This is a genomic window from Cupriavidus sp. CuC1 (assembly GCF_044627735.1).
Classification (GTDB): domain Bacteria; phylum Pseudomonadota; class Gammaproteobacteria; order Burkholderiales; family Burkholderiaceae; genus Cupriavidus; species Cupriavidus ulmosensis.
This window is the reverse complement of record NZ_JBIUHC010000007.1, coordinates 1-23,041: the sequence shown is the minus strand read 5'-3', so window position 1 is coordinate 23,041 and position 23,041 is coordinate 1. Positions and strand designations below refer to the sequence as shown.

The window sequence follows — 23,041 nt, the reverse complement described above, 5'->3', positions numbered from 1 at the left end:
TTATGCTCCCCGTTTGCGCAGTTGAGGGTTGAGGGCGTCGTTGAGCCCCTCGCCGATCAGGTTGATGGCCAGCACCGTCACCATGATGGCGAGGCCGGGCCAGAGGCTCATCCACGGCGCTTCGCGCAGCATCGTGCGCGCGGCGCCGATCATGAAGCCCCAGCTCATCAGGTTGCGGTCGCCCAGCCCAAGGAAAGACAACGCCGATTCGGTCAGTATGGCCGTCGCGGTCATCAGCGAGGCCGTCACGATGACCGGCGACGCGGCATTGGGCAGGATCTGGGTGAAAATGATCCGGGCCGGCTTCTGGCCGATCACGATGGCGGCCTGCACGAATTCCCGCTGCTTTAGCGTCATGAACTCGGATCGCACCAGGCGCGCCACCGGTGGCCACGACACCATGGAGATGGCCCCGACGATCGAGTACAGCGACGGCTTGAAGATCGCCACCAGGACGAGTGCCATGGCCAGCTGCGGAATGGTCTGGAAGAACTCCGTTCCCCGCATCAGGGCGTCGTCCACGCGGCCGCCGTGGTAGCCCGCCAGGGCACCCACCACGATGCCGATCAGGACGGCCACCAGCGTGGAGATCACGCCGATCATCAATGACACCCGCGCACCATAGGCGAGGCCTGCCGCGATATCGCGGCCCAGCATATCGGTGCCCAGCGGGTACGCTGCGTCGGCGAACGGGCCGAGCAGCGGCTGCGCCACCATCATCCACGGCGGATCTGCATAGAGCGTCGAGGCAAGGATGCCCGTCAGTATCACCAGCAGCAGCAGCGCGAGGCCGGCGGCCGCGCCGCGGTTGGCGACGAATCGTTTCAGGAAGGACATGTGAGGCTCCTCAGGCTTGCTGGATGCGTGGATCGATCAGCCGGTAGGCGAGATCGGTGAGCAGGTTGAAGACCACCACCATCGTCGACGTCACCAGGAACACGCCGAGCAGCAATTGATAGTCGCGCTGGAGCAGCGCATCGAACATCAGCCGTCCGATGCCGGGCCATCCGAATACGGTCTCGGTAAGCACTGCGCCGCCAGCCATCTGCCCCAGCTGGATCCCCGCGAACGTCACCACCGGCAGCAACGCATTGCGCAGCGCGTGGTGGCGGATGGTCCCGCCCACGGAAACGCCCTTGGCGCGTGCCGTCTTGATGAAGTCCATGCCAAGCACTTCGAGCATGGAGGCGCGCGTCAGCCGCGCGTAGACCGCCATGAAAAAGCAGCCGAGCGACGCGGTAGGCAGCACAAGGTGATGCGCAACGTCGCGCACACGCGCCCAGCCGGTCAAAGTGCCGCCGACTGTCTCCATGCCGTAGGGCGGCAGCCAGCCGAGGTGCAGCGAAAAGAAGAGGATGGCCAGCAGCGCCAGCCAGAACTGCGGCGTGGCGTAGATCAGCAACGACCCCGTCATCAGCACGCTGTCGAGCCATGGGTGCTTGCCCTGATAGCGGCTGCGCGAGGCCACCACGCCGAACAGCACGCCGAACACAAGCGCGAAGACAAACGCGCACGACATCAGCAGCAGCGTGGCGGGCAGGCGATCGAGGATGATGTCGAGCACCGGCAGGCGTTCCCGGTACGAGTAGCCCAGGTCGAGGTGCGCCACGCCGTTCAGGTAGCTCGCCAGTTGGACATAGACCGGTTTGTCGAGGCCGAACTCTTGCCGTAGCTGTGCCACGTAGGTGGGGTCCGATGCCCCCGATTCTCCCGCCAGCACGGCGGCCGGATCGCCGGGTGCCAGGCGGATCAGCAGGAAGTTGATGACGACGACGCCCAGCACGACCAGGGCTGCCTTGCCGAGCCGCGCGAACACTGACAGTGCCTTATCCACGGAAAAGATTCCAAGAAAGTTAACGAGGGGGAACGATGCGCCGTACAACTTGCCCGGCGCATCGCCGCGCACGGGTGCTTACTTGTCGATGTAGGCATCGGCGAACGTGTCATTAAGACCGATCGCCGTCTGGATCAGGTTGTGCACCTTTGCGTTGTAGAGCGTCGGGATTTCCATCTCGAACAGGTACCCGTTCGCCACCTCCTCCACGAGTGTCTTCTGGATGCTGGAGTACAGCTTCTGGCGCTCGTCGTTGGACGTTGCGGCGGCAGCCTTGTCCCACATCGCGTCAACCGCGTCGTTCCGGTATCCCTGGTTGTTGACGAATGCGGAGCCCTTGATCATGTTGCGGGCCAGGTAAAGACGCGAGACGCCCAGCGCCGGATCGCCATATTGCGACGTGAAGCTGAAGGTCAGGTCGAAATCGAAATCCGAGACGCGCTTGGCCCACGTGCCCGCATCGGCCGACTCCATCTCGACCTTGAAGCCGAGCTGCTCGAGGCTCTGGCGCGTGTACTCGCCAAGCCGGTCCCAGGTCGCGCCGTAGGGATACGACAGGATCTTGATCGGCGTCTTCGCGGGGTCGACACCCGACTCCTTGATCAGCGCACGCGCTTTCTTCAGTTCGAAGTTGTAGGCCGGAACGTTGGCATCGTAGAACGGCGTAGTGGAAGAAATCGGACCGGTGGCGACCTTGCCCAGACCGAAGAAGATGTTGTTCACGACGAACTTGCGGTTGATGGCCTCCATGACAGCCTGGCGCACCTTGACGTTGTCGAAGGGCGGCTTGCGCTGGTTCATCTGGATATAGGCCAGCTTGGAGAACATCTCCCAGCCCTTCGTCGTGTATTGCACGCCCGGCAGCGCCTTGAGACGTTTCACCTCCACGTTGTCCACGTCACCGGCACTCACCACCTGAACGTCGCCGCGCTCGAAAGCCACCGCGCGCGAGGCCGCATCGGGAATCACGTTGAAGACGATCTCGTCCAGGTAAGGCTTGCCGGCCTGCCAGTAATCCGGGTTGCGCGTGAGGATGATGTACGCGCCTTTCTTCCACTCCTTGAACTTGAACGGGCCGGTGCCGATTGGCGTCTGGTTGGCCGGGTTCTTGGCATAGTCGGTGCCGTCATAGATGTGCTTGGGCACGATCGGCATGTTGTCGCTGACGAAGGCCTTCAGAAACGGAGCAAACGGCGCCTTGAGCGTGATCTGCACCTTGTTTGGGCCGAGCGCCTTCACGGTGTCCACGAACTGCTCGATGATGACCCGCGCGCGCGGGTGCACCGTGCGCAGGAACTTGTCGACCGAGAACACGACGTCGTCTGCCGAGAACGGCTTGCCATCGTGCCACTTGACGTTCGGCTGCAACTCGAACGTGTAGACCTTGCCGTCGGGCGAAATGGTCCACGACCTGGCCAGGCCCGGTTTCGGCTTCATGTCCGGCGTCCACGTCAGCAGGCTCTCGTAGATCTTGCCCGCCACGTATTGGGTGGGCGTTTGCTGATTGAGGCCAAGCATGAGCGTCGGTGGCTCGGGCTGCGCGATCGCGCGCAACGTGCCGCCGCGCGTCTGCGCATGCGCGTCGGTGCCGGCGAGCGTGCCGAGCGCCAGCGCAACGGCGCACGCTGCGAGGTTGAGCATGCGCTTGGAGGGCGGAGTCAGCTTGGAAGACATGAGGATCACCTTGGTTTGGGGAGGGTCGGTCGGAATGGGGCGCGTTGCGTGAGCGTTTCGTGAGCGCTTCGTGCGTCGGTGGCGGAATACGTCAGACGGGCCGCACGCCGATGCCATCGGCATCGAGCGCGGCGCGGATACGCGCCGCGAACACCGCCGCGCCGGGCTGGTCGCCATGGATGCAGAGCGTGTCGGCTGCGATGGGAACGGTCTTGCCTGCGAGCGAGATCACGCTGCCATCGGTCACCATGCGCTTGACCTGCGCGATCGATTCCGCCACGTCTTCGATCATCGCGCGCGGCTCGGAGCGCGGCGTCAGCGTGCCGTCGTCCTGGTAGCTGCGGTCCGCATAGACCTCGAAGGCCACGCGCAGGCCCATCGCGCGGGCGGCGCTCGCCATGTTGGCGTTGGCGACGTAGACCATCAGCTTGGGATCGATGTCGTGCACGGCCTGCGCTACCGCCTGGGCAAGCGCCGGGTCGCGCGCGGTCATGTTGTAGAGCGCGCCGTGTGTCTTCACGTGGTGCAGGGGGACCCCTACCGCGCGGGTGACGCCCAGCATGGCCCCCACCTGATAGACGATGAGGGCATAGACCTCGCCTGGCGTCATGGCCATGGCGCGGCGGCCGAAGCCCTGCAGATCGGGGAGTCCCGGATGCGCGCCAACCGCCACGCCGGCGGCCGCGGCAGCGCGGACCGTCTCGAGCATCGTGTCCGGATCCCCGGCATGGAATCCGCAGGCAATGTTGGCGGAGGTGACATGCTGCAGGATCGCGCGGTCGTTGCCCATGACCCAGGGCCCGAAGCTCTCGCCCATATCGCAGTTGATATCGATGAACGGCATGATGGATTCCTTTTGCGTTATTGGACGGGGAGGCCGAGCGCCTTTGCGGCCAGCACCCTGACGCGGGCAAAGCGATCTTCGACTTCCAGGCAGAGTGCCTCTGCCTCGGCTTGGGTGATGGCCTGGAAGCGCAGCGCATCGCCTGGCAGGGCCTGCGCCAGCGAGGGCAGGTCGGCACTGGCGACATAGGCCAGCTTCGGATAGCCGCCGGCGCTCTGGCGGTCGGCCATCAGCACGATGGGACTACCGCCCGGTGGCACTTGGACGGTGCCGAAGGTCACGACTTCGGAGATCATTTCCAGTGGCTGCTCCAACCTCAGCTCGGGGCCTTCCAGCCGGTAGCCCATGCGGTCGGATTGCGCTGAAACCCGGAAGCACTCGGATTCGAAGTCGCGCTGCGCCTGGCTGGTGAAGGACTGCCACTGCGGGCCAGGTACGAAGCGCAGCGCCTGCGTGGCGGATGGCGGTGGTGTGGTGTCCGGCGCCGCTGCGGCGACGAAGGGCATGCCACTCTGGATCATCATGCGTTCGAGTTCGAGAACTTCCCTCCTTGGCGATGCCACCGGCACCCGGTCGCCGCGGCGCAACGCGCGGCCTTCGAAGCCGCCGAAGCTGCCGCGCACGTAGGTGCTGCGGCTGCCCAGCACGAGCGGGGCATCGAATCCACCCCGCACCGCGAGATACGAGCGGGCACCCGACCTGCGCTCGCCGAACTCCAGGCGTACGCCGTGGCGCAGCATGACGGCACAGTGCATCGGTATCTGCGCGCCGCCCGCGGTGACCCGCATATCCGCGCCGCTCAGGGCGATCAGGGTGTTGCGGGAGAAGCTGACGCTGGGCCCCTTCAGCGTGCACTCGAGGGTAGCGGCCTCCTCGCCATTGCCTACCAGGGCATTGGCGACGCGGTGCGCCCACTCGTCCATCGGCCCATTGACCGGTACGCCATAGCGCTGGTAGCCGTTGCGCCCCGTGTCCTGGAGGAGGGAAAACACCCCGGGCTTGTCAACCAGCATATGGTTCATTGGTGCGGCTCCAGCAGCGCTTCGAACTCGCGCGGCGTGATCGGCATGAATTGCAAGCGGTCGCCGATCTGCAGGCGCGTCGGCGGGCTCTTGCGGATGTCGAACAAGGTCCAAGGCGTACGGCCGATGAGGTTCCACCCGCCGGGGGATTCAGTCGGGTAGATGGAGGAGATCCCGTTGGCGATCGCCACGGACCCGGCCGGCACACGGGTGCGCGGCACTGCGCGCCGTGGCACCTGTAGCCTGGTATCCAGCGGTCCGGCGAACGGGGTGCCTGGCGCGAAGAAGAACGTATAGAGGACGAGGGGCGCAGCGGTATGCAGGCGGATGACCTCACTGGCGGAGATTCCGCATTTGTGCGCGACGCCGTCCAGGTCGGGGCCGTACTCGCCGCCGTAGCACACGGGAATTTCCACCAGGCGCCCGGAGCCGGCGATCCTGGGCACGCCTTGTGACAGGAGCCGGTCTATGGCCGCGCTCAGGGACTGGGAGGCGGAGCCCTTGCCGCGTGGCAACTGCGCGGGCAGGTAGTGGACGGCCACCGTGGTGAACGCGGGCACCACGTCGATGACCCCGGGCAGGGCGCGGCTGGACAGCCATGCCGTCACCGCGTGCACGGTCTGGCTGACTTCGGCATCGACCCGGTTGCCGAGGCGGATCAACAGGCAGCGGTCGCCGGCGGGCTCGATGAGCCATCCGTCGCGCAGGTGCTGGTGCGCAGGCCCGGGCTGCGCTGCGCTCCCGGTATGCGCCGGTGCATCCATGTCTGCTGCTTTCATGGCCTGGACAGCCTGCAGCAGGCCCGGACGATCTGCTCGCATGCCATGCGCAGCCGGTCATCGGAAACCGCATAGGCAAACCGCTGGTACGGCGCCAGGCCGAATGCCGTGCCAGGCACGACCGCGACACCCGCTTCCTCCAGCAGGTAGCGCGCCAGGTCGAGGTCGCTTTCGATGAGGTTGCCGCCCGGCGTGCGCATGCCAATCGTCCTGCTGCAATCCGCATAGAGGTAGAAGGCCGCGGGTGGCGTGCGCATGGTCAACAGCGGTGCCGCCCCCGAGAGCAGATCGATGGCAAGGTCCCGGCGCCAGCGCAGGCGCACCATCCATTCCTCCAGGAAATCCTGCGGCCCGTCGAGCGCGGCGATGGCGGCGGCCTGGCTAACCGAGCTGGGGTTGCTGGTGCTTTGGGATTGCAACATCTCCAGCGCTTTGACCAGCCACAGCGGGCCGCCGGCATAGCCCAGCCGCCACCCCGTCATGGCGTACGCCTTGGAGACGCCATTGATGGTGAGCGTGCGCGCCTTCATGTCCGGTGCCGCCTGCGCGAAGGAGAAGAACTCGCCTTCGAACACGATCTTTTCGTAGATGTCGTCGGACATCACCAGCACGCGGGGATGCGCGCGCAGCACGTCCGCCAGCCCACACAGTTCGTCGGCGGAGTAGAGCGATCCGGAAGGGTTGCAGGGCGAGTTCAGCATCAGCCAGCGTGTCCTGGGCGTGATGGCGGCGGCGAGTGCGTCCGGCGTCAGCTTGAAGCCGTCTTCGGCCGCCGGCGTCACCACCACCGGCGTGCCCCCGGCAATGCGCACCATCTCGGAGTAGGACACCCAGTAGGGCGCCACGACAATGGCCTCGTCCCCGTCGTTGACGGTGGCCAGCAAGGCATTGAAGAGAATCTGCTTTGCGCCCGTCGCGGCAATGACCTCGCTCTCGTCGTAGTGCAGGGCATTGTCACGCACGAACTTGCGCACGATCGCGGCCCTGAGTTGGGGCGTGCCTGCCACGTTTGTGTAGCGCGTATGCCCGTCCATGATGCCGGCGACGGCAGCCTGCCGGATGTGCGCGGGCGTATCGAAGTCGAGTTCCCCCTCGGCCAGGCTGATGACTGCGCGGCCTTGCGCCACCATGAGGCGGGCGGCTTCGGCAACCGCACCCGTGGCCGACGGCCGCGCGGCGCTCAGGCGGGCCGCCAGGCGGGTATCTAAGCTAAGAACAGACATGGCTTGCGCTGCTTTCCTGTACGCGCCCATGGGCATCGGTCGATCGCCCATGGCATTGCGTTGGTGGTTGATATGAGGCTTGTGTGCCATTGGTATGCCAATGGAGTGCAAGCAATACGCTACGCTTGCACGGCCTGTGATGGTGTCCTGGGTGTCCTGGTCAATACACGTCCTGCGCGATCGTCGCGCACTTCTCCTTTTGCGAAAGCCAGCCGTCCGTTGACCCAGACGCTCTCGATACCCGCCGATAGCGTGGCCGGCTTGGCGAAGGTCGCGCGATCCCCGACCGTGTCGGGGTCGAACAGCACAAGATCGGCCGCCTGGCCGACGGCGATATGGCCGCGCTCGGCGATGCCGAGCTCGCGGGCGGTGAGGCCGCTCATCTTGTGGATTGCCGTTACCAGCGGGAAAAGCCGTTCCTCGCGCGAGTAGTGGCCCAGCACACGGGGAAACGTCCCCCACAGGCGCGGGTGGGGATGCTCGTCGTGCGGCATGCCGTCCGAGCCGATCATGGCCTTGGGGAAGGCGAGGATGCGGCGCACGTCGGCCTCGTCCATCATGAAGTAGACGGCGCCGGCCGGTGCCAGGCGTGCGGCGGCTTGTTCATCGTCGCAGCCCATCGCGCGCGCGATATCGGCGAGCAGCCTGCCGGCATGCTCCGGATGCGGCGTGGACCAGCTGACCATCACGGCGGCGGCGCGCGCCACGAACTCCGGCCGCAGTACGGTGGAAGACGCGTTGTAGGGGTAGCAATCAAGCGATACCGGCTGCGTTTGCATCGCGGCTGCGATGTGCTTCAGCGTCTCGGCGGAGCGCCCGTGATTGGCGATGCCCGCCAGCTTGTGGTGCGAGATCAGTACGCGTACGCCAAGCCGCCTGCCTATCTCGAAGGTTTCATCCAGCGCATCGATGATTTTCTCGGCTTCGTTGCGCATATGGGTGGCATAGAGCGCGCCATGGGCCCGCAGGGGCTCGCCTACCGCGACGATCTCGTCGGTGGTGGCAAGCCGCGCGGGCGGATAGAAGGTGCCGGTGGACATGCCCCAGGCACCTGCATCGAGCGCGTCGGCCAGCAGGCGCTGCATGGCATCGCATTCGGCCGGGGTGGCCGGGCGTTCCAGGTTGTCCATGACGCTGGCCCGCAACGTCAGGTGGCCCACAAGGCAGACGGCGTTGACCGCGGTCCCGCTCGCATCCAGGGCGCGGAGGTAGTCGCCGAAGGCCGGAAAGCGGAGCCATTCCGGCGTGGCGATCAGGTCCAGCGGAGGCGGTATGGCGGTTCCCGGCCGCGCAGGCGCCAGGCTGAGTCCGCAGTTGCCGGTGACGACGGTTGTCACGCCCTGGGACAGCTTTGCCGTCATCGCGCCCGGCATCAGCAGGGCGCGGTCGTCGTGCGTATGGACGTCGATGAAGCCCGGCGCGACAACCCGGCCACGGCCATCGATGCGTTCCACCGCGCTGGCGTGGGCAAGCTCGCCCACGGCGGCGATCTTCCCGTCCTTTACGCCAACGTCGCCAACGAAGGCGGGTCTGCCGCTGCCGTCCACGATCGATGCGCCGCTGATGCAGAAGTCGAAAGTCATGCTGTTTCCCCGGGCGTCAGTGACCAGCCTGGCCGGTGCTCGCCAAACTCGCTTCCAGGCGGCCAATCAGCCGCTCCAGCTCCGCAAGGTCAGTTGCATCCAGCACCGGCCCGGGCTTGCGCACCGCGGCACTGGCAATCGCGCCGCGCCGGCGCAGGGTTTCCTTGCGCAGTGCCAGGCCGATGCCGTACTGGAACTCATGGCGCAGCAGCGGCAGGTACAGGTTGAACAGGTCTTCGGCTTCAGCGGCCTTACCCTGGGCGAAAAGGTCGCAGACCTGGACCAGCATCTCAGGGTAGGCGAAGCCGGTCATCGCGCCGTCCGCGCCCCGCAGCATCTCCTGGGGCAGGAACAGACCGCCATTGCCGGCCAGGATGCTGATGCGGCGCAGGCCTTGCGCCTCGCTCCCGGCACGGATCTGCGAGAGCTTGCGCAGGCCGGGCAGCTCCTCGTGCTTGAACATCACCACCTGCGGGAATTCCCGCACCATCCGCAGAACGGTGTCGACCGAGGTGTAGACGCCGGTGGCCTGGGGGAAATCCTGCAGGCAGATCGGTACGTCCGGGCCAAGCAGGCGCGCAATGGCGGCGTAATAGCCATAGACCTGGTGGTCGGTCCTGAGGTTTGCCACTGGCGCCAGCATGACCCCGGCCGCGCCGAGTGCCATCGAGGTCTTCGCCAGGCGCTCCACATGCTGATTCGACGCGTGGCTCACCCCGACGATCACCGGCACCCGGCCATCGACCCGCTCGAGGACGCGGCGCACGAAGATCATGGACTCCTCCTCCGACAGCTTGGGCGCTTCGCCCATCATGCCGAGGATGGTCATGCCAGAGACCTTCTTGCCGAGGTAGAAATCGACCAGGCTGTCGGTGCTCTCCAGGTCGAGCGCCCCCTGTTCCGTGAAGGGGGTCGCGGAGATGATGAAGACGCCCTTTGCGCTTTCGTCAATGCGCGATGTACTTGTCATGGATGAATCTGCTGGTTGATGGACGTGTTGATGGACGTATTGATCGACGCGTTGATGGACACACGAAGTCACAAGTTTGTATGGCGCGCTACCAGGCCAGCGCGTGCGTTGGCGAGGTGCAGGCTCATGGCGGCGCGCGCCGCATCGGGGTTGCGCTCGGCAATGGCCTGCAGGATGGCGATATGCTCGCGTGCGCAGGGCTCGAAACGCTCGGGTGCGCCGTTCTGGTCGAAGCATCTGGCCTTGATGCGCAGGTCATGGATCGTCTGCGCCAGCATCTGGTTGCCGCTGGCCGTGGCGACGGTGTCGTGCAGCAGGTTATCGATCCTGTGGTTCTCGTCCTTGGTGGTGTTGCGCGCCAGCAGATGCGCTTCCACCTGGGCGATGACGTATTGCGCATGCTTGGGGTCCATCCGGGTCGCGGCCTGGGCGGCTGCTTCGCTTTCCAGCAGGCCCCGCATTTGCAGGATCTCCAGGTACTGGCGCAGGGTGGGCTCCTTGATCATGAGCTGCCCGCGCGGCGTGCGCACGGCAAAGCCGCCGCCGATGAGCCGGCTCATGGCTTCGCGCAGCGGCGTGCGCGAGATGCCCAGCGTTGCCGCCAGCGCGCGCTCCTGCAGCGGCATCTCGGTGCGCAGGCGGCCCAGCTGGATCATCTCAAGCAGCGTGTTGTAGGCATCGCCCGCCAGGTCCGGGATGTCCCCGGCGGGCGTGGTTGGGATCAGCGCGATGTCTTCCGGCTCGCTTGCGGTAGCGCCGTGGTCGGTCTCGATCTTTGTCAGTGTTTTCATGTTGGTGCGGTAGTGAATATCGTGTCGCGCTGCTGGTGCCCACCGGCCTTCATTGGGTGGCGAACGCCATGGCGTCGCCGGGGTTGAACCCCCAGGCCACGAGCCGCCCGGGCTCGTGATCGCTACCGGCGACGCCGGCAGCCGCATAGGCAACGATGGTTGTGTCCCGCCAGGCGATGAATACCTTCCAGTGCAGCCCGCAGAAGGTCGACGCCACCACGCGGCCCTCGTGCCGTACGTCCGACGCGCCAAGCTGCGCGCCAACGCGCACGTTCTCCGGCCTGATGCCGAGCACGCGGGCGGGTTCTTCGAGAAAGTTGCATTCGCCGAGGAAGCCCGCGACGAACGGCGTGTCGGGCGAGCGGTACAGTGCCGCGGGCGCGCCCGCTTGCACGATGCGGCCCTGGTCCAGGATGACGATGCGGTCCGACAGGTTCATGGCTTCCTCCTGGTCGTGGGTGACGAAGACCACCGTCAGGCCGAGGTCGTGGTGCAGCTTCTTGAGCTGCAGCTGGATCGCCTGCCGCAGGTTCTTGTCAAGCGCGCCAAGCGGTTCGTCCATCAGCAGCACGTCCGGCATGAAGACCAGCGCGCGGGCCAGCGCGACGCGCTGCTGCTGCCCGCCCGAGAGCTCGCGCGGCAGGCGCGCTGCCAGGGCCTGCAGGCTCACCAGTTCGAGCGCTTCGCCGACGCGCCGCTTGATGTCGTCGTGGTTGAGGCGTCGCATGCGCAGCGCAAAGGCCACGTTCTCGAACACCGACATATGGGGGAACAGCGCGTAGTTCTGGAACACCATGCCGATATTGCGTTCGGCGATCGGCGTGTGGGTGACGTCGCGGCCGGCGATATGCACGCTGCCGGTGTCGGGCGCTTCGAAGCCGGCGATGATCTTCAGCAGCGTGGTCTTGCCCGAGCCCGAGGCGCCAAGCAGGGTACAGAATTCGCCGCGTGCCACCGATAGCGAGACATCCGGCAGCGCGAGCGCGCTGCCATAGGACTTGCGCACGGCGCGCACCGAGATGTCCTTGCCCTGGGCCTCGGGGCGCTCGGAGAGCTGCAGCACCGGCGGCGCCGCAAAAGGCGGGGGCGCGGTTGGCGAGAGGGTGGCTTGCATCGTCATGCTCCTTTCTTCTTTCCCAGCAACTGGTTGGTCATCAGGATGAGCGCGGTGGCGGCAATCAGCACGCAGGACGCGGAGATCACCGTTGGATCGAAATCGTGCGCCAGGCCCTCATACATCAGCTTGGGCAGGGTGCGGTTACGGATGGTGGTGAGGAACAGCGCCATCACGACATCGTCAAACGAGGTCACGAAGGCGAACACCGCGCCGCCGACGAGGCTGGGCAGCAGCGCCGGCAGCATCACCAGCCGGAACATGGCCGGCCACGAGGCGCCCAGGCTCAGCGCCGCCAGTTCCAGGCTGGGATCGAAACTGCGCAGCGCGGCGCGCACCGTGATGTAGACGTAGGGCGTGGCCAGCACGGTGTGGCCGATGACGATGGCCAGCGAGTTGGCCACCCAGCCTAGCGGTGCCAGCAGGTAGTAGAGCGACACCGCGGTGATGATCGCCGGCACCGACATCGGCACGACGAACAGGGCATCGAGCCAGCCCTTGCGTGCCGACGCCATCTTGTGCACGCCCAGCGCCGCGGCGGTGCCAAGCAGGGTGGCTAGCACCGTGACGGTCGCGCCCACGCGCAGGCTCGACCAGAGGGCATCGAGCCATTTGGCGTCGTCGAAGAAGCTGGCGTACCAGCGCAGCCCATACTGCGGCGGCGGGAACACCGGGAAATCGGTGGTGCCGAAGCTCATCGGGATCACGATGACGATCGGCAACACCAGGAACACGGCGCAGGCGATGCCGGCGGCCACGGCGAGCCGCCCGCCCGGGGTGCGCCCCGTGCCCGCCGTGCTGCTGCCCTTGCCGGCCGAACCGGCGATCAGCTTGTCCAGGCCGAACAGGCGATTGAAGAGCCACAGCGACGCCAGCACGGTGAGCAGCAGCACGGCGGCCAACGCCGCGGCCAGGCCCCAGTTCAGCTCCTCGGTGATGTTGTAGGAAATCAGCTCGGCCACCATGCGCTGGGCCGGGCCACCCATGAGCGAGGGCGTGATGTAGTAGCCCACCGCATTCATGAAGACGATGATGCCCCCCGCCACCACCCCGGGGCTGGTCAGCGGCAGCACCACGCGGCTGAAGATGCTCACCGATCCCGCGCCGAGACTCTGCGCTGCCTGCACCAGGGTGTGGTCCAGCGAGCGGAACGAGGCATAGAGCGGCAGCACCACGAAGGGCATCAGCACATGGGTCATGCCGATCATCACGCCGGTGAAGTTGTAGAGGAAGGCCATCGGCTGGTCGAGAATGCCGCTGCCGGTCAGGAGGGCGTTGAGCGGCCCGTTCTTGCCCAGCAGCGCGATCCAGGCAGAGGTGCGCACCAGCGCGCTCGACCAGAACGGCAGCAGCACCGCGAAGAACAGCAGCCTGGCCACATTGGGCCGCACGCTGGCCATCAGGTAGGCGAGCGGGTAGCTCATCAGCACGCAGGACAGCGTCACCGCCGCGGCGATGGTGAACGTGTTGCCCAGCACGATCCGGTAGATGGGCGTGTCGATCAGGTGGCGGTAGTTGGCCAGCGTGGCCACGCCGTCCTGATAGAAGCCTTCCTTGAGCAGGCCCGCGATGGGCCCGACAAAGAAGCACAGCAGGAAGAGCAGCAACGGCAAGGCAGCGAGCACCGCCGCGCGGCTCGGGCGGCGGCGTGCCTGCCTCGCGGCGGGTGCGGTCGCGGCAGGAGGAAGGGGAAGGGCGGTGCCTGTCATGATGCAGTTACCTCGCGGCGGTACGAATCAACGTGCGCGGATCTGGTTGTAGCGCTCGACGATGGCCGGCCCCTGCTTTTCCCAGAACTCGGAATCGAGGAACAACGCGCTCTTCAGCCGTTCGGGCGTGGAAGGCAGGCGCTGCTTTCGGGCCTCGTCGATCAGGGCAAGGGCGGCTTCGGTGGTTGGGCCGTAGGCGATGTGCTTGCTGAATTCGGCCTGGTTCTTCGGCTGGATGATGTAGTTCAGCAGCTTCAGGGCTTCGTCGCGATGAGGCGCACCCTTGACCAGGGCGAAGTAGCCAACCTGCGCCACCGCGTTGCCCCAACCCATCTGGATCGGCAGCCCGGAATCGATGCCGGCCTGGAAGCGGCCGTTCCAGCCCAGCGCCATGACGACCTCGCCGCTGCCTAGCGCGTTGACCGGTTCGGCGCCGTTCTTCCACCACATGGCGACGCTTGGCTTGATCTTCTCGATCTGCTTCATGGCGCGGTCCACGCCAGCGGGCGTGGCGAGCACCTTGTAGACGTCGGCGGGCGCAACGCCGTCGGCGATCAGCGCGGCCTCGATGACGGTGGCCGGATCGTCCTGCAGCGTGCGCTTGCCCGGGAATTTCGCCACGTCCCAGAAATCCGCGAAGGTGGATGGCTGGGGCTTGCCGGTGGGGAACGTCTTGGACGAAAAGCCCACCACGGTCGAGAAAATCTCGGACGGCACGCCATAGTCATTGCGCGCGCCGCGGATCACGTGCTTCTGGTCCACCATCTCGGGCGTGATCTTCTCGAACACACCCAGCTTGATGCCGCGCGTAAGGCGCGCGCTGTTCTCCGTCACCACATCCCAGTTCACCGTCTTGGTGTCGATCATGGCGCGGATCTTCGCGACTTGCGGATCGGTGTCTTCCGTTACCTTGACCCCGGAGTCCTTGGCGAACGGTTTCAACCAGGCCTCGCGGATCGCGCCCTGGTAGGCGCCGCCCCAGCTCGCGAAGTTCAGCTCCGCTGCGTGGGCTGCACCTGCCAGCAAGGCCGCGGCAGCCGCCACGGTACTAACCATTTTCTGCAACTTGCTTGTCATGCTTTCTCCAGTTGAAACGCCCGATTTTGGGGATGCGGCCATCAGGATTCTGCTGCCCGGCAAATGGCATGCATTTTGCGTGCCAGTGGTATACCAAGCGGCGCCGAGTGGCGTTTCGGAGAATGAAAGTGCAGGAAGTCGATCTGAATTCAGACCTGGGCGAGAGCTTCGGCCCTTATGAAATAGGGGACGACGGCGCCATGCTGGCCATCGTCACGTCGGCCAACGTGGCCTGCGGCTTTCATGGCGGCGATCCCGTCGTCATGCACCAGACCGCGGCCCAGGCACTGTCGCGAGGCGTCGATGTTGGTGCGCACCCTGGCTTTAACGATCTGTACGGTTTTGGCCGGCGCAAGATCGTCGGGGACAGTCCCGCCGGCATCGAGAAGATGCTGATCTACCAGATTGCCGCGCTGCAGGGGATGGCGCAGGCCGTGGGCCATCGCGTGACGCACGTCAAGCTCCATGGCGCCCTCGCCACGATGGCCTTCGAAAGCCCTGAGCTATCCGACGCACTCATCGGCGCCATGCGCGCCCTTGACCGGGATCTCGTGCTGGTCTGCACGCCGCACAATGAAACCGAGCGTGCGGCGCGGCGCGGCGGCATCCGCATGGCCTGCGAGGTCTTTGCTGACCGGCTCTATGGCGACAACGGCCTGACGCTGCCGCGGAACCAGCCGGGCGCGGTCATTCACGACCCGGCCGTTGCGGCCGCGCGTGCCTTGCAGATGGTTCGGGAGCAGGCGATTCATACGGTTGGCGGCCGCAAGGTCGACATGCGGGTCCACACCATCTGCGTGCATGGCGACAATCCGCAGGGGGTTGCCATTGCCAGGGCGGTGCGCGCTGCGCTGGAAGGCGATGGCGTGCGCATTCGCCCGATTAGCCAGCTCGATTTCTGATCCTGTTCGTATTCCAGCCGATTCCCAGCTCGGCCCGCTTACCTTTTCCCCACCGCAAACGTAACAAGGTTGACCCGAGGCATTATGAAATCTCAAGATGAATCGCTGGCCCGCGCCCGCGGCCTGTTCAATATCGCAGTGACGCCCTTCGCGGCGGATGGCAGCCTGGACTTCCCTGCGCTGACGGAGAACATCGAGCGCATGCTGGGCCTGGGCTACGACGGCCTCCTGATTGGCGGCACCTACGGCGAATTCCCGGCCATGGATACCGCCGAGCGCGCAGCGCTCTTCCGCCACGCCATGGACGTGGTGAACGATCGCGTGCCCGTGCTGCTATGCACCGCGCATGCCGACGTTCGCGTGGTGAAGGCGCTGACCTCGCTGGCTGGCGAACTGGGCGGATTGCCCATGCTGATGCCGCCGTTCGTGTCGGAAGTCACCGATAACCAGATCGTGGGGTTTTTTGAAGAGGTGGCACCGCTGTCCAGGACCGGCGTGATGATCTATAACGCGCCGGGCGTCGGTATCACGCTATCGGTGCCGCTGATTGAGCGCCTGTGCGATGTGCCGCAAGTGGTCGCACTCAAGCAGGGGGATCTCAATCCGACCACGGTCGATCAGCTTGTCGGGCGCGTCAGCGGCCGCATTCGCGTACTGGCCGCTTCCGACCTCGTCATGCTTGGGCCCCTGGTGCTCGGTTTCGACGGCGTCAGCTCGACCAACAGTTGCGCGCTGCCTGAGTTGGTCAAGGCTACCTACGATGCGGTGCGCATTGGCAACGCCACGGACGCCGGCGGCCTGCACCGCCGCTGGTACCCGATGCGGGAGGTCGCCCGCAGACTGGGCCAGCCTCAGTCCACCAAGGCTGCCATGAATCTGCGCGGCTGGCGCGGTGGCCATGTGCGGCATCCGCTGCGCGACCTCGATGCCGACGGGATTGAAGCCGTGCGCGAAGCGCTGGACGCCAGTGGTGTGCGAGAGGCGTGACTATCGGAACCTTGTGCGGGGCGTTGCGGACCTACTGCAGGGGCAGGCCAGGCGTCGGCGGCAGTGCCATGGCCCAGCGGTAGACCAGAAGGCGGCCCTTGTAGGCATCGATGCCGGGCGCGGCCACGCGGTCGAGTTTTTCCTCGCGCATCGCGAAACCCTGCTCGGCCATCTGCCGGTTGAAGGCGGGCCGGTTGCCGCGGTCGGGATCGATGATCCAGATCTCGACCGTGGGGCTGGCGTGGCGCCCGATAAAGTGGGCGAGGTTGGCGTTGGCGTCGCGCTCATAGAGCAGGTCGCTGCCGATGATCAGGTCGAAGTGTCCGTGGACGTCGGCGGGGGCCAGGCTGGCGCCTTCGGGGGCGTCGTGCTCATGTTCCGCGGCGCTCCAGTGCCCGTGCCGGTACTTCATCGGCGCCAGGCCATTCAAGCGTACGTTCTCCGCAAGGAAGGCGGCGGCCATCGGATGGCAGTCGCTGGCGGTCACATCGGCGCCCCGGCGGTGCCCCACCAGGCTGGCCAGCCCCAGCCCGCAGCCGATTTCCAGCACCCGCTCGGTGGCGTCCACCGGCCGCAGCGCCATGCGCGCTGCCAGGTGCGCGCCGGACGGCCACAGCAGCCCGAACAGCGGCCACATGGCGGAAGAAATGCCCATGCGTTCGGCCTCGCCGAGGGGATCGGAGTACTGCTGTTTGTCCAGCAACGAGCGAATGACCAGGTCGGCGACGCCCGTCACGGCGATGCTCTCTTGCTTGGTTTGGTAGCCGGGCATCGAGGGGGGAAGCCACAACGGCGGCTTCGCAATAGGAGGGAGTCGTCCAGTATGCCCGAAATGCCCTCGGCACGACCGGAATCTGACGTCAAATGCGTTGAAATGCAGCGAAACAGCCCCGAACGCGCCTTGGGCCCGGCGCGGCAGGCTGCGGGAAGTGCGGCAGGCGCCTGGCGCGGCAAATCGTTCTGGCTGCCGCCCGCCCTGTGCGAGAATCCGCGATAAGCAAAAAAGCGGATATTGCCATCCGCCTATTCTCGGAGATTATCGCGGTGACCATCCCATCCAGCGCATCCATCCGCAAGCGCCTGCGCATGCGGCACCTGCAACTGATGCTGGCGCTATCGGAGTCGCCCTCGCTGCGCCAGGCGGCCGAAGGGCTGGCCCTGACCCAGCCGGCCGCCACCAAGTCCTTGCAGGAACTGGAAGACGTGCTCGGCGTATCGCTTTTTACGCGCCACGCGCGTGGGCTGGACCCGACGGTGTCGGGCAAGGCGGTGATGCGTTACGCCCGGGTGGTCTTTGCCGACATGGATGAACTGCGCGAGGAACTCGTCGCGATCCAGGCCGGCGACGTGGGCAAGGTGCGCGTGGGCGCGGTGATGGCGCCGGCGCCGGACCTGCTCACCCACGTGATCGTCAAGCTCAAGCAAGCGCATCCGCGCTTGCACATCATCGTGCAGATCGATACCAGCGACGTGCTGGTGCACGCGCTGCAGCAGGACCAGATCGATATCGTGCTGGGCCGCATTCCCGACGGCTGGCCGGCGCAGGAGTTGTCGTTCGAGACGCTGGGGGAAGAGGCGCTGTCGATCGTCACCCGCGTGGGGCATCCGGCGGCGGAGCGCGGCAAGCTGAAGCTGGCCGCGCTGACGGAGTACGCGTGGATCATCCAGCCGCATCCCAGCCCGATGCGCCAGATCATCGACCAGACCTTCCGCGAGAACCGCGTGCCGCCGCCGGTGAGCACCGTGGAGACCTCGTCGATCCTCACCACGCTGTCGGTGCTGCGCGAGTCCGACATGCTGGCGGTGTTGCCCACTTCGGTGGCCCGTTACTACGAGGACTTGAACATGCTCGCCACGCTGCCGGTCGCCTTGCACGGCCGGCTCGCGCCTTACGGGCTGGTGCTGCGCAAGAGCCGCCCGCCCACGCCCGCCATGCAGCTCGTCATCGACATGCTGCGCGCGGGCGGGGCGACTGCAACGGGTGGCATGAGTGAGAAGGGCGGGCCGGCCACCGTCAAGCCCTAGTGTCCCGTTCCGCTGACTCGTTCGCGAAGGCTGTTGAGCTTGGAGGAGGAATTGTGGGTTGGGGGAAGTGTGCGATGTGTATTGCTTGTGGCCCGCTGACGTGGGTTTTGGCGCTTGCTGGGCGGGGTTTTCATGCTTCTAGCTGCTGATGCAGAATAGCGTGAGTTGGCGGTGTTTTAGCGCTTCTAGCTGCTGGCGCGGCTGTACGGTGTTGGCCGATTTAGAACGTGTGAGATGTCACTTTTCTTTACTCGTAAAGAAAAGTAACCAAAAGAAAGCGATCCTTGCAGGAGGCTGGCGTGGCGTCATTGGGGACCCCAATGGTTTCGTCGTCAGGCCCCGGGTTTTAATTCACTCGTGCCGTTACCGGTTTAAATGGCCACGATCCTGTTAATGACGCTGGTTTCGTGGTGAGGCCCCCGGTAGCGGCATCCTTGCCTATTCACCCATCTGCCGGTACCGGCGCAAAGCGCCACGATATATCACACCGTGATGGTTTCGTGGTGGGGTGGGCGCGGTGGTGATGCCATCGGATTTATTCCTCGGTGCCACCGCGCCCACCACGAAAACGGGACGCCTGCAACTTCGTGGCCGCCCGCGCCGCGAGCGACAGACGGCTTGAAGCAAGTGGTGACCGCTACCGGGGGGACCACCACGAATCTCTGGGCATTGGCAGGGTCGTGGTGATCTAAACCGGTAACGGCACGAGTTAATTAAAACCCGGGGCCTGACGACGAAACCATTGGGATTCCCAATGACGCCACGCCAGCCTCCTGCAAGGATCGCTTTCTTTTGGTTACTTTTCTTTACGAGTAAAGAAAAGTGACATCTCACACGTTCTAAATCGGCCAACACCGTACAGCCGCGACAGCAGCTAGAAGCGCTAAAACACTGCCCCACTCACGCTATTCTGCATCAGCAGCTAGAAGCGCTAAAACATCGCCAACTCACGCTATTCTGCATCAGCAGCTAGAAGCGCTAAAACATCGCCAACTCACGCTATTCTGCATCAGCAGCTAGAAGCATCAAAACCCCGCCCTAAAGAGACACTAGTCCCGCGCACTCAATCCGCGGAGATCTTGGCCTTGCGGACCACTTCGCCGTAGCGCACCATCCGGTCGGCCATCATCCGCTCGAAGGCGGCCGGCGCCATCTCCTCGGGCGGGAACACGCCGCGCGCGCGCAGCGCCGTCTGCATGGCGGGGTCGCTGGCGGCCTGGCGCACCGCCTGGTAGAGCTTTTGCACCACCGGCTCGGGCGTGCCGGCAGGCGCTGCAATGCCCGTCCAGGAGCTCAGGTTTAGCTGCGGATAGCCCAGCTCAGCCAAGGTCGGCACGTCAGGCAGCTGCGGCAGGCGCTGCTCGGAAGCCACCGCCAGCGCACGCACCTTTCCTTCCTTGATGTAGGGCAGCATGATGAGCAGGTTGTCGAGGATGAACTGGACCTCATTGCTCAGCACGGCCGTGATCAGGTGCGTGCCCCCGCGATAGGGGATGTGCGTGGCGTAGATGCCGGTGCTGGCCTTGAGCATTTCCACATTCAGCTGGCCCATGCTGCCAACCCCGCCGCTGCCGTAGTCGAGCTTGCCCGGGTTCTTCTTCGCGTAGGCCAGGAACTCCGCGAAGGTACGCACCGGCAGGCTCGAATGCACCACCAGGGCGTTGGGCTGGCGGCCCAGGATGGCGATGTTCTCGAAATCCTTGATCGGGTCGTAGCCCAGCTTCGGCTGGGTCAGCGGGTTGGCCAGGTGGCTGCTCTGGGAGGAGACCACCAGCGTATAGCCATCGGGCTTGCTGCGCGCCACCGATTGCGTGGCGACCGAGCCGCCGGCGCCCGGGCGGTTGTCGACGACCACCGGCACGCCGAGGATGCGTGAGAGCGGCTCCGAGTACTGGCGGGCCATGATGTCCACCGAACCACCGGGCGGAAAGGGCACCACCAGCGTGATGGGACGCGAGGGATAGGCGCCCTGTGCTTGCGCGGCCAGCGGTGCGGCACACGCGAGCGCGGCTACGCCAAGGGCGGTACGGAGGAAATGGCGGCGAGAGAATGGCACGTTCGGCATGGCAGTGAGGTGAAGGTAGTTAACGATCGGATGCAGGCGAAGTGTCCCGGCTCAGCGCAGTGCGAGGACCGCCAGCGCCACCGCCTGCGCGCGCGGCACGAAAGTGGCAAGCTCGCAGTACTCGCGCACGGTATGCGCATGGCCGCCCACCGGGCCGGTGCCACACAGCGTGGGCGTGCCTACCGAGGACGTGAGCCCGCTGTCGGCGGCGCCGCCGGTGAACTCGCCCTCTACCGAGAAGCCCAGCTGCTGTGCGCCGCGCTGGTACAGCGCCAGCAGGTCCGCAGGCGTCTGGGTCATCGGCCGGGTGCGGCGCATGTCGGTGATCCGGCCCTTGGTACGCGGCAGCGATTCGGCCTCGATGATGGCGCGCACCTGCTCGACCAGCGCATCGATGTCCGTGTCGGCGGTGAAGCGCACGTCGAGCTCGGCCTGCGCAAGCGGCGCCACCATATTGGGCACGATGCCGCCCTTCACGCAGCCCACATTGGTGGTGATGCCCTGCTCGGCGTCGGTCAGCGCATGCAGGGCCAGGATCTTGCGCGCGAGCGCGTCAATGGCACTGGCGCCCTGGGCATGGTTGACGCCCGCGTGCGCGGCCACGCCCTCTACCTCGAATTCCACCACCATCGACCCCTTGCGCCCGGTCACCAGGTTGCCGCTGACGCGGCCGGGCTCGGCGTTGAACACGGCGCGCGCACCGCGCGCCACGTCCATGATCCGTTCGCGGGTGGCGGACGATCCGATTTCTTCGTCGCAGGAAAAGAAAAGGCGCACTGGCAAGGCGTTGCCGCCGCAGCGCGCCAGGGCCTCGGCCACGAACACATTCATCACCAGGCCCGATTTCATGTCGGCCACGCCGGGCCCGTAGGCAAGCCCGTCCTCCACGCGGAAGGGACGGCGCGCCGCCGTGCCGGCCGGGAAGACGGTGTCCATATGACCCATGAGCAGGATCGGCGCGCCATCGCCGGCGCCGGGCACCAGCGCATCCAGGCACACGCCGTAGCCGGGCACGGCATGCAGCGTGACCGCAATGCCGGCGGCCTCCAGGTGTGCACGCAGGACTTCCGCCACGGCCGTCACGCCGGCTTCCTGCCGGCTGCCGCTGTCGATGTCGACAATGCGCTGCAGCAGCGCCTGCATTTCAGCCCGCTGGCCACCCAGCCAATCGATCACCGTGCTCGTGCCCTGGGCAAGCATCTCGCTATCCGCCGCGTTGTTCACCATATCCCGCCTGCTCCTTCCACTGTGTGGGAGTGAATCGTTCATTGCAAAAGTGATATGATCATGCAATACGCATTGCAACGTGTCAACACCATGAAGAATTCCCAGGAGACTCCCCCGCGTGACGCCACCTTGCTCGAGCGCCTTGCGCGCGAGGCGGCCACGCTGACCGCCCGCGAGCGCACCTTGGCCGATGCGCTGGGCCGCGACTATCCCCATGCGTTGCTGGAATCTGCCACCGCGCTGGCTGCCCAGCACGGCACGAGCGCTTCCACGGTGGTGCGCCTGTTCGCCAAGCTGGGCTATGCCAGCTATGGCGACGCCCAGCGCGAGGCACGGGCCAGCGTGACGGCGCTCCTGCCCACCGCCGGCCTGCGCGCGCCGGCCACGATCGGTGGCAAGCGCACCCTGCGCGCCTGCGTGGACGACGCGCTGCTGCACGACCAGCACAACCTGGCGGCCACCCACGAAGGGCTGGACATGGCAGCCTTCGAGGCGATTGCGCGCCTGCTGGCCGAGCCGCGCGGCCGGCTGTTCGTGCTGGCGCAGAAAAACAGCGCGCCGGTGGGCGCATGGCTGGCGTTGCATCTGAACATGTGCCGGCCGCAGGTGCAGGAACTGGGGGCCGGCGCGGTGACGGCCACGGATGCCATGCTGTGGGTGGAACCGGAGGATGTGCTGCTCACGTTCAGCATCCGGCGCTATTCCAGCGCGCCGGTGAGTATCGCGCGCGCCTTCCGCGAGCGCGGTGCGCATGTGATCGCGATTTGCGATAGCCCGGCGGCGCCGCTGGTGCCGCTATCGGATCACCATCTGCTGGTGCGCACGGCCAATGCTTCGCCCTTTGATTCCTATACGGCGGCTTTTTTCCTGTGCAATGCGCTGGTCTCGGCGGTGGCGCAATTGCGGCGGCCGGCCGTTATCAAGGCGCTGCAACGGCGTGATGCGCTGTGGGAGGCCTTCGAAGCTGATCCTGTTGAAGGCTTGCGGCGGGGATAGGGTGGTGCGCGTGGTTAGGGACGTGGATTTGGGGGCAACTTTGCTGCTTGTAGCCCCGCTGACGCGGGGGATGTCTCTTGTGGGCGGGGTTTTGATGCTTCTAGCTGCTGATGCAGAATAGGGTGAGTGGGCAGTGTTTTATTGCTTCTAGCTGCTGTCGCGGCTGTACGGTGTTGGCCGTTTTAGAACGTGTGAGATGTCACTTTTCTTTACTCGTAA

Annotated in this window: 20 protein-coding genes; 4 read left to right on the top strand and 16 right to left on the bottom strand. The window is 65.8% G+C overall.

Annotated elements, in window-relative coordinates; genetic code table 11:
- From ACGLHR_RS04545 to ACGLHR_RS04485, 13 genes are all read right to left on the bottom strand, one after another.
- Positions 1-837, bottom strand: coding sequence for an ABC transporter permease (locus tag ACGLHR_RS04545; RefSeq protein ID WP_400092231.1), 837 nt, complete (start codon positions 835-837; stop codon positions 1-3).
- A 10-nt stretch (positions 838-847) separates the two neighbouring features.
- The gene (locus ACGLHR_RS04540; RefSeq protein WP_400092230.1) at positions 848-1,834 is read right to left on the bottom strand and encodes an ABC transporter permease; all 987 of its coding nucleotides are present in this window, start codon (positions 1,832-1,834) and stop codon (positions 848-850) included.
- 78 nt (positions 1,835-1,912) lie between these two features.
- Positions 1,913-3,508: an ABC transporter substrate-binding protein gene (locus ACGLHR_RS04535; RefSeq protein WP_400092229.1), complete on the bottom strand. Its 1,596-nt coding sequence runs from the start codon at positions 3,506-3,508 to the stop codon at positions 1,913-1,915.
- A 91-nt stretch (positions 3,509-3,599) separates the two neighbouring features.
- The gene (locus tag ACGLHR_RS04530) at positions 3,600-4,352 is read right to left on the bottom strand and encodes a LamB/YcsF family protein (RefSeq protein WP_400092228.1); all 753 of its coding nucleotides are present in this window, start codon (positions 4,350-4,352) and stop codon (positions 3,600-3,602) included.
- A gap of 17 nt (positions 4,353-4,369) precedes the next feature.
- Positions 4,370-5,374, bottom strand: coding sequence for a biotin-dependent carboxyltransferase family protein (locus ACGLHR_RS04525; RefSeq protein WP_400092226.1), 1,005 nt, complete (start codon positions 5,372-5,374; stop codon positions 4,370-4,372).
- Positions 5,371-6,153, bottom strand: coding sequence for a 5-oxoprolinase subunit PxpB (gene pxpB / locus ACGLHR_RS04520; protein WP_400092223.1), 783 nt, complete (start codon positions 6,151-6,153; stop codon positions 5,371-5,373). The genes ACGLHR_RS04525 and pxpB overlap by 4 nt, the downstream gene beginning before the upstream one ends.
- Complete coding sequence (locus ACGLHR_RS04515) at positions 6,150-7,376, bottom strand: pyridoxal phosphate-dependent aminotransferase (RefSeq protein WP_400092222.1); 1,227 nt, start codon at positions 7,374-7,376, stop codon at positions 6,150-6,152. Before ACGLHR_RS04515 ends, pxpB begins: the two co-directional genes overlap by 4 nt.
- A 119-nt stretch (positions 7,377-7,495) precedes the next feature.
- Positions 7,496-8,959 (bottom strand): amidohydrolase family protein, encoded by a 1,464-nt coding sequence (locus ACGLHR_RS04510; RefSeq protein ID WP_400092220.1) that lies wholly within the window; start codon positions 8,957-8,959, stop codon positions 7,496-7,498.
- 16 nt (positions 8,960-8,975) lie between these two features.
- Positions 8,976-9,929, bottom strand: coding sequence for a dihydrodipicolinate synthase family protein (locus tag ACGLHR_RS04505; RefSeq protein WP_400092219.1), 954 nt, complete (start codon positions 9,927-9,929; stop codon positions 8,976-8,978).
- 68 nt (positions 9,930-9,997) lie between these two features.
- On the bottom strand, positions 9,998-10,720 hold the full coding sequence (locus tag ACGLHR_RS04500) for a GntR family transcriptional regulator (protein ID WP_318235630.1): 723 nt from the start codon (positions 10,718-10,720) through the stop codon (positions 9,998-10,000).
- A 49-nt stretch (positions 10,721-10,769) separates the two neighbouring features.
- On the bottom strand, positions 10,770-11,834 hold the full coding sequence (locus ACGLHR_RS04495; RefSeq protein WP_400092217.1) for an ABC transporter ATP-binding protein: 1,065 nt from the start codon (positions 11,832-11,834) through the stop codon (positions 10,770-10,772).
- A 2-nt stretch (positions 11,835-11,836) separates the two neighbouring features.
- The gene (locus ACGLHR_RS04490; protein ID WP_400092216.1) at positions 11,837-13,543 is read right to left on the bottom strand and encodes an ABC transporter permease subunit; all 1,707 of its coding nucleotides are present in this window, start codon (positions 13,541-13,543) and stop codon (positions 11,837-11,839) included.
- A gap of 27 nt (positions 13,544-13,570) precedes the next feature.
- Complete coding sequence (locus ACGLHR_RS04485; protein ID WP_400092215.1) at positions 13,571-14,620, bottom strand: ABC transporter substrate-binding protein; 1,050 nt, start codon at positions 14,618-14,620, stop codon at positions 13,571-13,573.
- Positions 14,621-14,742: 122 nt separating this feature from the next.
- On the opposite strand from ACGLHR_RS04485, the gene ACGLHR_RS04480 reads away from it, so the two are divergent.
- Positions 14,743-15,522 (top strand): LamB/YcsF family protein, encoded by a 780-nt coding sequence (locus tag ACGLHR_RS04480; protein ID WP_400092214.1) that lies wholly within the window; start codon positions 14,743-14,745, stop codon positions 15,520-15,522.
- Positions 15,523-15,606: 84 nt separating this feature from the next.
- On the top strand, positions 15,607-16,509 hold the full coding sequence (locus ACGLHR_RS04475) for a dihydrodipicolinate synthase family protein (protein WP_400092212.1): 903 nt from the start codon (positions 15,607-15,609) through the stop codon (positions 16,507-16,509).
- A 31-nt stretch (positions 16,510-16,540) separates the two neighbouring features.
- Here the strand turns inward: ACGLHR_RS04475 and ACGLHR_RS04470 are convergent, their stop codons facing one another.
- The gene (locus ACGLHR_RS04470; protein WP_318235636.1) at positions 16,541-17,281 is read right to left on the bottom strand and encodes a methyltransferase domain-containing protein; all 741 of its coding nucleotides are present in this window, start codon (positions 17,279-17,281) and stop codon (positions 16,541-16,543) included.
- A 314-nt stretch (positions 17,282-17,595) separates the two neighbouring features.
- Between ACGLHR_RS04470 and ACGLHR_RS04465 the strand changes: the two genes are divergently transcribed.
- Complete coding sequence (locus ACGLHR_RS04465) at positions 17,596-18,534, top strand: LysR family transcriptional regulator (protein ID WP_400092394.1); 939 nt, start codon at positions 17,596-17,598, stop codon at positions 18,532-18,534.
- A gap of 1,063 nt (positions 18,535-19,597) precedes the next feature.
- Here the strand turns inward: ACGLHR_RS04465 and ACGLHR_RS04460 are convergent.
- Together ACGLHR_RS04460 and ACGLHR_RS04455 are read right to left on the bottom strand one after the other, a co-directional pair.
- Positions 19,598-20,599, bottom strand: a complete 1,002-nt coding sequence (locus ACGLHR_RS04460) for a Bug family tripartite tricarboxylate transporter substrate binding protein (protein ID WP_400092210.1) — start codon at positions 20,597-20,599, stop codon at positions 19,598-19,600.
- 51 nt (positions 20,600-20,650) lie between these two features.
- Entirely contained in the window at positions 20,651-21,826 is a 1,176-nt protein-coding gene (locus tag ACGLHR_RS04455; protein WP_400092207.1) for a M20 family metallopeptidase, read from the bottom strand.
- Positions 21,827-21,916: 90 nt separating this feature from the next.
- Here ACGLHR_RS04455 and ACGLHR_RS04450 point away from each other — a divergent pair, with 90 nt between their 5' ends.
- Positions 21,917-22,822 (top strand): MurR/RpiR family transcriptional regulator, encoded by a 906-nt coding sequence (locus ACGLHR_RS04450; protein ID WP_400092205.1) that lies wholly within the window; start codon positions 21,917-21,919, stop codon positions 22,820-22,822.
- Positions 22,823-23,041 lie beyond the last annotated feature (219 nt).